The following is a 10,618-nucleotide window of genomic DNA, read 5'->3' on the forward strand; positions in this document are numbered from 1 at the left end:
AACACTTTTATTTTGAACTGACTATATCAATACTATTATTCAATCGTTTGAGCCACAGTAAATAGAGCATTATATTTATGAAAATATTTAATACCCGTCTCCCTACCTTAAGTGATATCCAACAAGCGCAATTGACTGCCCAGCGCCAAGCGGATGACTATCTGCTTTTGGACTTTGATACTCGTCAGCATTCGCGATTTCGAGCTGTGACAGTTTCAGGGGAGGCGGTCGGTATCGATTTGCCGCGTACTGGTGTCTTAAAAGGAGATGACGTCCTCACCAATGCCGCAGGGGAGTTGATGCAAGTCATCGCCAAGCCCCAAGCGGTGACCAAAGTGATGGCAGCCGATGATTTTTTATTAATGAAAGGCGCGTATCATTTGGGCAATCGCCATGTGCCGTTGATGTTTGAGCACAGTGCAGCAGGGTACGCGCTGTATTTTGAAAACGATCATGTACTGGCACAAATGCTAGAAAATCTTGGGCTGCATACTGAGTCTGTATCAGTGCCGTTTGAGCCTGAAACGGGTGCTTATCAGACAGGACACGGGCATTCGCATAGCCATTCTCACGCTCATACGCATTCGCATAATGACGCGCATAGGCATGATGATGACCATGACAACAACCACAATCACAGTCATAACCATAACCATAACCATGATGACAGCCACAGCCATCATAATGCGTCTATAGGTCGCTCAAATGAGGGTTGATGGCAGTACTCAGTCCCATCAGTCTGTCCAACTTGGGCAGATGTTGATGCTGGCCTCTAGTAACTTGCCGATTGGTAGCTATACCTACTCACAAGGCGTAGAGTCAGCGATTGAGTCAGGCATTATCTCTGATGAAGCCAGTACGCTTACCTTTATGCAAGACTATCTTGCGCTGGCTGTCATTGGCTACGAGCTACCTATATTGGCACTTATCATGTGTGCGCTTGATCAAGGTAATGAGGTGCTAGCGGCAAATCTGGCACATGATTATCATGCAGGCCTTGAGAGTAAAGAGTTTATACTAGAGTCGCAGCAGCTAGCGCAGGCGATGGTATCTTGGCTCAACGAGGTACTAAGTCTTGGTATACCTGCTGAGATACCTGATGATGGTTATTTACCACTTTTTGCTCACATTGCCCAGCATTGGCAGCTGCCACTCATGCAGTCGATGACCACCTATGGATTTGCTCAATTGGAAAATATGGTGCTCGCTGCTGTCAAAACCGTACCACTCGGGCAAATGGCGGGTCAGCGTATCTTGTGGCAGCTGCAAAGTGATCTTGGCTCTGAAGTTGGAGCGCTGAGCGATAGCATACAGCAAGCCTTTGAGGATTTAATCACGTCATCAAACGCGACCGACACGCTCAATATGAGTGAACATCAGGGTTGTCAAAAGCTGTGCGAAGACCTCTATGACAGGCTCAATATTTCTAATAGCTTGCCAAATTTGGCGATTCTCTCAAGTATGCATGAGGAGCAATACAGCCGGTTGTTCCGCTCATAATTTTACCTTTATCTCTATTTATCACTATTCCTATATGAAACATTTAAGGAGCTTACCATGTCTCTAACCCCGATCAAACCAAAAAGCATCCAATCTACACCTGACTCACATATTGATAATGACCAGTCAAATCCGCCTGCTTCTTTATCCTGCTTACGCCTCGGCATCGGCGGGCCAGTCGGTAGTGGTAAGACTGCTTTGACCCTAAAATTGTGTCAAAACTTGCGTGATACGATCAATATGGCAGTTGTCACCAATGATATTTATACCAAAGAAGATTCGCAGTTTTTGACACGCAATAATGCGATGCCCGCTGAACGTATTCGCGGCGTAGAAACGGGCGGCTGTCCGCATACCGCGATTCGTGAAGATGCGTCGATCAACCTGACGACCATTGCCGAGTTGCAAGAAACCTTTGAGGGCCTAGAATTGATTATCATTGAGTCGGGTGGTGACAATCTTGCCGCGACCTTTAGCCCAGAGCTGTCTGATCTGACCTTATATGTCATTGACGTCTCAGCGGGTGATAAGATACCTCGTAAAGGGGGCCCTGGTATCACCAAGTCGGATTTATTAATCATCAATAAAACCGATCTTGCGCCAATGGTTGGCGCATCGCTTGAGGTAATGGAGCGCGATGCCAAAAAAATGCGTGGCGATAAGCCTTTTGTCTTTAGCAATATGAAAACCGGTGATGGTCTGGATGAAATTATTGCCTTTATCAAAGAGCACGGTATGCTCGCTTAACCAATAGCCCCTCATCAATCATTAAAATATTCATCATAAGGAGTCAACCCCATGACACAACATACAAAAGAGCATCACAGTCATAAAGCCCGTTTTTCACAGGCTTTATCTTCTCGAAAAATAGCAGCGGCTTCAATGACGCTTGCAACCTTTACGATGGTACCGTCGTTGGCGCAGGCACATTCGGGTCATATTCACTCAACTGCCATGCAAGCGCCCTCGTTTTTGGGCACATTGCAAGCAGGATTGCTGCATCCAGTGACGGGTCTTGATCATCTGTTTTTGGCAGTAGGGATGGGTATGTTGTTTTATGGACTACAAAAACAGCGCCTAGGTATGATGTCATTGACAGCTGGATTATCGCTAGGGGCCGTTTTGGGCACTATTGGGGTGTTGGTTGGCGGTGTTGGGTTTGCGGCATCATCTGGATTGATTGAGATTGCCATATCGCTATCAGTGGTCGTATTGGCTCTGATTTTGATGAGTGATAAGAGTCGACAAGAAGCTTTTTCAGCGCGTACGCAGCCAGCGCATACGCCAAGCATCCAGCAACTATCGTTGTTTGGTTTTGGTGGTTTGGCAGTCTTTCACGGATTGGCACATGCCCTTGAAGTACCAGCGAATGCTGGCGTAAGTGGTCAGTTGGGTTTTTATGCAGGGATGCTAGTGACGATGCTGGCGCTATATGCAGTTGGTACGTTGGTCAGCCAGCAGCTACAGCAGCGCCTAGGTGATAACTTATGGTTACAGCGTGGTCTGGTCGTACTTGGACTGGGTGCGGTGTTTGTACCTGCTCTAGTATAGGGTGTATTATTGCAAGACTTTGAGCGTAGTCTGAGCTGATACGTCTTGCGTAACGATCATGCTAGCGATTGGTTAATCAAAAAAGCCATTGAGCGTGCACAAAAAAAATACGGCCCCGATCGATGATCGGGGCCGTATTTTTTGATATGTAGAACAAGAGTGCTGTATGGTGTTATGGTTTAACACCATACAGCGCTCATTCTAGATTACATGCCTTGCTGCTGTTGTTGCTGAGCCGCTAGCAAATCTTGGTAGCTGACTTCTTTGTCAGTCACTTTGCCTTGGCTGATCAAGTAATCTACTACTTGGTCTTCTAGTACCACAGACTCAATGTTAGCGCGTTGCTGCTTGTCATTGGTGTAGTACTCGATTACTTCCGCTGGATCTTCGTAGTTTTCAGCCGCTTCTTTGATGAAGGTTTCAACACGCTCTTGATCTACTTCTAGACCTTTGGTGTCGATAACACGGGCAACGATGATACCAAGACGGGCTGCACGTAGCGCTTGCTCTTCAAAGAGCTCATTTGGCAGCATGTCTTTGTCGAAGCTATCAGCGCTCGCACCGAACTGCTGAGAAAAACGTTGCATCATCATGTTGCGTTGACGCTCGATTTCTTGCTCTAGCATGGCGCTTGGTACGTCAAACTCGTTCTTTTCTAGCAATGCATCAAAAGTCGCTTGCTTCACTTGGCTACGCGCAGCGTTTTTGATTTCGCGTTCCATGTTTTTGCGTACGTCTTCTTTTAGTTTATCTACGCCGCCCTCAGTCACGCCAAATAGCTCTAGGAAAGCATCATCGATTTCAGGTAGTTTAGATTTTTCAACCAATTTTACGTTGATTTTGAACTGAGCTTCTTTACCAGCTAGGTTCTCAGCTTGATAATCTTCTGGGAAAGTCACGTCGATGGTTTTTTCTTCGCCAGCTTTCATGCCTTTGATGCCAGATTCAAAACCTGGAATCATCTGGTTGCTACCGATCACTAGTTTGAAGTCTTCAGCAGAGCCGCCTTCGAATTTTTCACCGTCGATAGAGCCTTCAAAGTCAAAAGTCACTTGGTTGTCTTTTGCCGCCATGCCTTTTTTCTCAACGAATTCTTCACGTTGTTTTCTTAGGTTTTCGATCATGGTGTCAACGTCTTCGTCACTGACGGTTGCCGTGTGACGCTCAACTTCGATTTCATCGATACCTTGTACGTCGATTTCTGGGAAGATCTCAACAGTGGCTTGATATACCAAGAAATCGTCTTCAAGTTTGACGTCGTCGATGTTTGGCATGCCAACCGCGCGGATGTCTTCAGATTTGATCGCTTCAAAGACCGTATCACGGATCACATCGTTGATCACTTCTTGCTGGATGCCCGCACCGTACTGTGAGCGGATGTGCGACATTGGCACTTTGCCTTTACGGAAACCGTCGATTTTGGCGGTTTTCGCCACTTGGCTGATGCGGCCTTCTACTTTGTTTTGAATTTTTTCAACGGGTACTTTAACCGTGAGCTGAGTCTCTTTATTAGATAGCTTGTTGGTTGTGACTTGCAAATCTGTAGCCATGTTCATTACACCTTTAGGATTAAGTAGTACATTTGATTAATGAGATAGTACTTAGGGTTAAATGGTAATAGACAAACCGTGCCTCAAATTACGGGCGTGTACGACGGTTGCCGCTGGAATAAATAGGGGATAATGATAAGCCCGCCACTTCAAAATCAGCACCAGTAGCAATCGCCGCTGATACTAAAGGGTGACACTGTCGAAGTTGTCAGGGTTACCAAATATCAGTTATAAACCGTTAATGCACCGCATAATAACGCTTTTTGGTGAATTATACAGGCAAATAACGGCCTTCAACAAAATTTTAAAAGTAGAACAGTATAATCTATCTGCTTATTAAAGTAAAAATTATCTCTTTGACGGCAGGGTTTCTAAGGTTTTTTGCGATTACAAGCGCACTTATTTTACAAGAGAACCTATAAAATTTTTATAAGAGAACCTATAAAGGCAGTTGTGCCAATAATTGCTGAATAGCCTGCCCCCGATGACTGAGACGATTTTTATCAGCCGCGCTTAGGCTTGCCGCACTAGCTTGTAACTCAGGTAACCAAAACAATGGATCATAGCCAAAACCGCCGTCACCATGCGGTGCGTCTAAGATCTCACCGCGCCATAAGCCTTGAGCAATAATGGGTAGCGGGTCATCCGCATGACGTACCATCGCTAATACGCAAACGAACATACCCTCAATCGGTGTGTCAGGCTGGGTCGTGCGTAATGGCTGCAAGTCAGCAATGAGCTTGGCGTTGTTTTTGTCATCATTGCCATGCTCGCCAGCATAACGCGCCGAGTAGATGCCGGGGGCATTACCGAGGGCAGGCACGCACAGTCCTGAGTCATCAGCAATCGCAGGCAGTCCGCTCAGACGGCTGGCATGGCGTGCTTTGATAATGGCGTTTTCGACAAAGCTGAGCCCATCCTCTATCGCATCGTCGATATCGAGCTGACCTTGCGGGACAATCGTCACGTCCAAGTTCGCTTCGGCAAATAGCCGTTTAAACTCAGCCAATTTGCCTTTATTATTACTGGCCAGCACCCACCGGTTATCAGAGGTTGATTGGGGAGCGAGTTGTACGGTATCGGTAGTGCTCATAGGGTCGTTCCGTTATATAAAAAATATGAATGAATTAGTTGAGCTTTAACTTTTGGTATTTTTATAGATGCTATATAGATCGACCTCGATAACGATGTTAGTACCGATGGCATAGGGTTTGACGAGGTAAAAGGTCATCGTTGAATAAATAACCAGTGACGATGCAGAATATACGAGCTATAACATTTGGTAACTGATATTATTAGGGGCTGTTGTTATAATAGTGACCAAGCTACAGTGAAATATATCTTATAGCTTGTGAATATTAAGTTAATAAAAGTCTATAGAGTCAAACACTTGGCTTTTGGACGAACAATAACAGCTAGGTTAATTTTGGATTCATAATAATACGTGATACAGTGTTAAGCAATCACGTGTATTAAGCGATAACATTCACTTCAAACAATAAACTCAGCCAATTTAGCTCGATACCAAGTGTTTCTATTCTTAAGGCGTATCTATTTTAGGTATGTCTGTATTTAGAGAGACAGTAGTATGAGTGGCCAAATAAGCAAGGATAAAATAATTATGTCAAATATTACTTTACCAGATCTCCCATATGCAAAAGACGCGCTAGAGCCACATATCAGTGCCGAGACGCTAGAATATCATCATGACAAGCATCATGCTGCTTACGTAAACAAGTTAAATGAGCTACTACCAGGTTCTGGTTTAGAAGACAAAACCTTACCAGAAATCGTCAAAGCGACTGCTAAAGATGACAGCAAGCAAGGTATGTTCAACCAAGCAGCCCAAGTATGGAACCACACGTTCTACTGGAACTGCATGACGCCAACAAACGGCGGCGGCGAACCTACTGGCGACCTAAAAGCCAAAATCGAAGAAGATTTCGGTAGCTACGACAAGTTCCGTGAAGAGTTCAAAAACGCAGCATTGACTCAGTTTGGTTCAGGTTGGGCATGGCTAGTCGCTGATAAAGTGGGTGGCAAACTATCAATCGCCAAAACTGCTAACGCCGATACCCCACTTGCACACGACCAAGTCGCTGTATTGACTTGTGATGTATGGGAACACGCGTACTATGTAGATTACCGTAACCGTCGTCCTGACTATGTTGATACGTTCCTAGACAAGCTCGTAAACTGGGACTACGCAAACGCAAAATATAAAGGTCAAGACGCAGGTGTTGAAGAGTAATCTTGACGCTTAAGTTTTGATATAAAAAAAGAGCGCCGTTTGGTGCTCTTTTTTTTGTGGGCGAGATAAAATTGCGGTTATTTTTAGAACACTTTATCGATGCATTACAGAAAGTAAGTGATCGCCAGTGAACCTTTATCAGCAAAAAAATGTTCAGCAGCGCTATAATGATTTTCAATAAAAAATGGAATTAACACGGAGGGAGCTCGTGAACAAAGCGCGCATCGCTGTACTTGCTATTTTGACACTGTCGGTCATTAATCTATGCTTTATGATATTTAGCAACTTGGTAGGGATGCGGGCGTTTCCTGATTATTCACCCATGGTAATGACATTATTTAATGTGTTTTTGATTACCCTTGGGCTGCTGAGCATTTGGCAGCTGTTTACAGGAATTGACGGTCATGCGATGCGCGGCAAGATACTGCTGTTGCTCGCGGTGGAGTTTTTTGCGGTTTATGTGGCGGACATTGCCAATATCTTTCCACGTAGCACAGAGCCGATGGGGCAAACGCCGTTTGCGGTAGAAATCTTTGGTGCGGTGCTGGCGGTGTTGTTATTTGTGAGTGCGAGTTGGTATATCAAGGCGGTGAATGTGCCTGAATCTGTGTGATGGGCGCGGGTGATGTGAAAAAAGGACACGGTGGGTGTTCTTTTTTTATTATTAAACAGCTTTATTCATCATATCCGTAATCAGGTTCTAAAGTTCCAAAGTCAATTGATGTTATGGGGTCTACAACTTCTACATCTTCAATATCCACATCTGATAAATCACCATTTAGGTCGCCACATATAGTGACTAATATGGCAGATTCAAACTGCTCTTCAGCAGTAGTTACAATCCCACCTAGTCCAACAGAATCACGATCTATTGAGTCATAGTGAGAAAGAGAAAATTCTCCTTCTACTTTAACTGAGATAACAGCATTCATTTCCAAAACAACGTAATCCTCTGCGTGATCTACTATTTTGAAGTCATGACTGGCTAACTCAAAGTCACTTAACCATCCATGGCAGCCATCTGGCTCCCAGTAGTGAGAAGAGTCTGCTTCTTGGTCTGGTGTGAAGCCATCAAGTACCACCTCTAAACTACTACGAATTCTCTGTAAAAAATCAGCTGCATCAATACTATTTTCTTGTTCTAATTGAGAGGTAAGTAAAGACAAGAAGGCAAAATGTGCTGTCTCTTTATTAAATTTACTTAATGCATCTGCAAAATCTTCAATGTAATCGATATTATCTGACATTTCACAGTATTCTTTCCAATCTCCATCCCTGCCAACTGCTAAGACCTGCAGATCATTTTCCTTCGCCCATGCTTCTGTCGCTAAAAGGACAATTGCATCAGGAAATTCATTTTTTTTCTTACCTGTCTCTGCGAAAGGGGCCTTGTTCTGGAAGTATTGCTGTAAAAGTTAAGATACTGATACATACTTTCCGCAATCAAGAACTAAAGCTCCCGTACTAAGTATAAATTTATTAATACGATTTTCAGCAACTCCTTTAATTTCATTACTATCAATCAAAACTGATTTTGCATGATTTAGTTCACTACCATCAAAAAACAGATGATCTCCAGCATCATTTAATGCTTTCTCTAGAGATGCACGTGCGCTTTTTACCTTGCTTTCTAAGTGGTTTCTGACTTCACTTTTTATAACGTCTGGTAAAAGGTAGTGTATTTCACTATCTTTAAATTGGTTTAATTTTCCTAGTAAGCCTTTTTCTAGCCTTAAACCATTTTTATCGAAGATACAAGTATCTACAAGGATTGCGCCATATTGCTTATCTTCATCAGAATCCATTTTTTGTCCTTAGGTTTTTTCAATGCGTTGTTTCTTACAAAACAGAAATAATTAACAATTGTTTACACTAGTTTTACTCCAAAACCCCAATCCCTGTCACCAATAATAACCAACTTTATTCAACCACTTTCCAGCCACTATCACCATCTACCATCGACTCATCAAACACCCTTTTAAAGCCTTGCTGAATCAGCTCAAAGCGTGACGGTGTAGGCTCGTTGTCTGCTCTAATTACAGGGGCGTCTATCGGAGTGAGGGCTTGCCATTGCGCATTGTCATTGGTTTTATCCGCTAATACAAAACTAAAGAACGCCGTGTTACCTGCCATCATACGCAAATCATCAACGACCAGCTGTTCGCCTGCATCGCCAGTAGTAGAAGCGGCGGGTAGCATTTGGACGCGATACCCTGTCCAGTGACCAGAGAACCAGTCAAGACGCTGGGCATAGGGTCGGCTTTGCGCTGGCAGGTTTGCCCGTAATGTCTGCGCGTTGTCGTACTGCGTCAGATAGCGATATTCAGGCAAGCGGCTATCTAAGACACTGCCTCTGAGTTCAATCAGTCTATGCTCATTATCTTCGGCAACGGTACGCCACATAAGGATTGTTGGCAACACAGGCATGGTTTTGATGCGCGTGGTATGGATATTAGCTGCTGCCAAAGTTTGCTCCGCTTGCGACTGTGCGTGGTATTTTAGTCCTAAGCCCAATAATAAATAGCTGCTACTGAGGAGCAGCATCCAAACCGCAAGGCGTTGACAGTTCATCAGCAGTCCTGCTTTGAATACCGCAAGCTTGCACCCTTTTATAATGCCCACGATTACCGCTATCAGTAGCGGTAAGGTATAGAGTGGATCAATGATAAAGACGGAGGCAATACTGATTGGGGTTATCTGCAACGGGTCTTGTAGCGGCCAAAAAAGCTGCGTACCGTAGACGGTAAAGCTGTCCAAGATAGGGTGGGTGGTCAACACCAACGTCATGGCGAGTGCTAAGCGCCGCGTTGAATAAGGGAGCGGCATATCGCGCCAGTGGTGATAGCGGCTAATCAGCCAAGCGCCGATGATACCTACTGCGCTCAGGACAAATAAGGAATGACTAAAGCTACGATGGTAGGTCATGTCGCTGATGGGGTCAGGGTAGCTAATCAGGACATCCAAATCAGGCAGCGTGCCCAGTATTGCGCCGTATAGGTAGGCTTTGCGACCCTGATATTTGCCAAGTAATGCCCCTTGGACGCTCGCACCTAAGACGATTTGACTGAGTGAATCCATAGCGCTCTTATTAAATTAGGGTTTAGGTTAACTACAGTACGTCAAAGTTATGCGCTATTAGCGCCTCACGCAGCATCGCAATATTATAATACGCGTGCGCCTTCACCGTGTTTTGAAAAAAGATATATAGCACATCAAAATGCTGGCGCTGATTGCCAATCGCTTGCGCCCAGTCCTGCATCTCCGCCTCAGAGTAGCGATAATCATGACGATCGCTGGCGCTCATCGCATCCCACCAGTTCAGATTATTGCCATGCATGCGCAGGTAGCCGGTGCGCTCGGTGAATATCAATCGTGATGGCGGTAGACCGCTGACTTTAGGATAGTCAACGCTGCACCAAATGAGACCTTGCTGTTTAAAGCTATCGACTACTTGCGGGGTGTGCCATGCGTTATGACGAAACTCGACTGCTAGCGGATAATCGCCAAACCAGCTGACCAGATTGGCCAGATATAGCCGATGCTCACGAGTACGATCAAAGCCATGGGGGAATTGCAATAGTAGAGGCGCGAGCGCATCGGCTTCGATGAGTGGGGATAGGGCGTTTAAAAATGCTTGTGCATGCTCGCTTGTGCCTTTGCGCGCATGGGTAAAGTCTTGATGCAGCTTTACCGCAAACTTCAACTCGCTATCGGCTTGTACATAGGCTTTGTCGATCATACCAGCAAAGGCTTTTTGGCCGATGGG

11 protein-coding genes and 1 pseudogene are annotated in these 10,618 nt (G+C 44.9%); 6 read left to right on the forward strand and 6 right to left on the reverse strand.

Annotation, left to right across the window (positions count from 1 at the left end):
* The first annotated feature begins 77 nt into the window (after positions 1 to 77).
* The 4 genes from ureE to AS194_RS11870 are packed head-to-tail and all read left to right on the forward strand — an operon-like array spanning position 78 to position 3,051.
* Complete coding sequence (gene ureE / locus AS194_RS11855) at positions 78 to 716, forward strand: urease accessory protein UreE (protein WP_058025698.1); 639 nt, start codon at positions 78 to 80, stop codon at positions 714 to 716.
* Positions 706 to 1,500, forward strand: coding sequence for an urease accessory protein UreF (locus AS194_RS11860; RefSeq protein ID WP_058025699.1), 795 nt, complete (start codon positions 706 to 708; stop codon positions 1,498 to 1,500). The genes ureE and AS194_RS11860 overlap by 11 nt, the downstream gene beginning before the upstream one ends.
* A gap of 57 nt (positions 1,501 to 1,557) precedes the next feature.
* The gene (gene ureG, locus AS194_RS11865) at positions 1,558 to 2,247 is read left to right on the forward strand and encodes an urease accessory protein UreG (protein WP_083499689.1); all 690 of its coding nucleotides are present in this window, start codon (positions 1,558 to 1,560) and stop codon (positions 2,245 to 2,247) included.
* 51 nt (positions 2,248 to 2,298) lie between these two features.
* A complete protein-coding gene (locus tag AS194_RS11870) occupies positions 2,299 to 3,051 on the forward strand; it encodes a HupE/UreJ family protein (protein ID WP_058025700.1) in 753 nt (250 codons plus the stop codon).
* Positions 3,052 to 3,257: 206 nt separating this feature from the next.
* On the opposite strand, the gene tig is transcribed toward AS194_RS11870, so the two are convergent.
* Both tig and rdgB read right to left on the reverse strand, forming a co-directional pair.
* Complete coding sequence (gene tig, locus AS194_RS11875) at positions 3,258 to 4,601, reverse strand: trigger factor (protein ID WP_058025701.1); 1,344 nt, start codon at positions 4,599 to 4,601, stop codon at positions 3,258 to 3,260.
* Between the two features lie 439 nt (positions 4,602 to 5,040).
* On the reverse strand, positions 5,041 to 5,694 hold the full coding sequence (gene rdgB, locus AS194_RS11880; protein ID WP_058025702.1) for an RdgB/HAM1 family non-canonical purine NTP pyrophosphatase: 654 nt from the start codon (positions 5,692 to 5,694) through the stop codon (positions 5,041 to 5,043).
* A gap of 528 nt (positions 5,695 to 6,222) precedes the next feature.
* Here rdgB and AS194_RS11885 point away from each other — a divergent pair.
* Complete coding sequence (locus AS194_RS11885) at positions 6,223 to 6,852, forward strand: superoxide dismutase (protein ID WP_058025703.1); 630 nt, start codon at positions 6,223 to 6,225, stop codon at positions 6,850 to 6,852.
* Between the two features lie 208 nt (positions 6,853 to 7,060).
* The gene (locus tag AS194_RS11890) at positions 7,061 to 7,465 is read left to right on the forward strand and encodes a hypothetical protein (RefSeq protein WP_058025704.1); all 405 of its coding nucleotides are present in this window, start codon (positions 7,061 to 7,063) and stop codon (positions 7,463 to 7,465) included.
* A gap of 61 nt (positions 7,466 to 7,526) precedes the next feature.
* Here the strand turns inward: AS194_RS11890 and AS194_RS11895 are convergent, their stop codons facing one another.
* The 4 genes and pseudogenes from AS194_RS11895 to AS194_RS11905 form a co-directional block, all read right to left on the reverse strand.
* Positions 7,527 to 8,099, reverse strand: a complete 573-nt coding sequence (locus AS194_RS11895) for a hypothetical protein (RefSeq protein ID WP_227511649.1) — start codon at positions 8,097 to 8,099, stop codon at positions 7,527 to 7,529.
* 27 nt (positions 8,100 to 8,126) lie between these two features.
* Positions 8,127 to 8,657: pseudogene (locus AS194_RS13835) on the reverse strand (PIN domain-containing protein); the annotation flags it as partial.
* Between the two features lie 115 nt (positions 8,658 to 8,772).
* Positions 8,773 to 9,930: a metal-dependent hydrolase gene (locus AS194_RS11900; protein ID WP_058025705.1), complete on the reverse strand. Its 1,158-nt coding sequence runs from the start codon at positions 9,928 to 9,930 to the stop codon at positions 8,773 to 8,775.
* Positions 9,931 to 9,961: 31 nt separating this feature from the next.
* The coding region (locus AS194_RS11905; RefSeq protein ID WP_058025706.1) for a DUF72 domain-containing protein at positions 9,962 to 10,618 on the reverse strand (657 nt) is incomplete at its 5' end.

The organism is Psychrobacter piscatorii (assembly GCF_001444505.1).
GTDB classification, from domain to species: Bacteria; Pseudomonadota; Gammaproteobacteria; order Pseudomonadales; family Moraxellaceae; genus Psychrobacter; species Psychrobacter piscatorii_B.

What these genes read in the sequence shown, in the direction of transcription:
- AS194_RS11895 (WP_227511649.1), bottom strand. Translation starts at nt 8,099, where the DNA reads ATGTCAGATAATATCGATTACATTGAAGATTTTGCAGATGCATTAAGT.
- ureG (WP_083499689.1), top strand. Translation starts at nt 1,558, where the DNA reads ATGTCTCTAACCCCGATCAAACCAAAAAGCATCCAATCTACACCTGAC.
- AS194_RS11885 (WP_058025703.1), top strand. Translation starts at nt 6,223, where the DNA reads ATGTCAAATATTACTTTACCAGATCTCCCATATGCAAAAGACGCGCTA.
- AS194_RS11860 (WP_058025699.1), top strand. Translation starts at nt 706, where the DNA reads ATGAGGGTTGATGGCAGTACTCAGTCCCATCAGTCTGTCCAACTTGGG.
- rdgB (WP_058025702.1), bottom strand. Translation starts at nt 5,694, where the DNA reads ATGAGCACTACCGATACCGTACAACTCGCTCCCCAATCAACCTCTGAT.
- AS194_RS11900 (WP_058025705.1), bottom strand. Translation starts at nt 9,930, where the DNA reads ATGGATTCACTCAGTCAAATCGTCTTAGGTGCGAGCGTCCAAGGGGCA.
- ureE (WP_058025698.1), top strand. Translation starts at nt 78, where the DNA reads ATGAAAATATTTAATACCCGTCTCCCTACCTTAAGTGATATCCAACAA.
- AS194_RS11870 (WP_058025700.1), top strand. Translation starts at nt 2,299, where the DNA reads ATGACACAACATACAAAAGAGCATCACAGTCATAAAGCCCGTTTTTCA.
- tig (WP_058025701.1), bottom strand. Translation starts at nt 4,601, where the DNA reads ATGGCTACAGATTTGCAAGTCACAACCAACAAGCTATCTAATAAAGAG.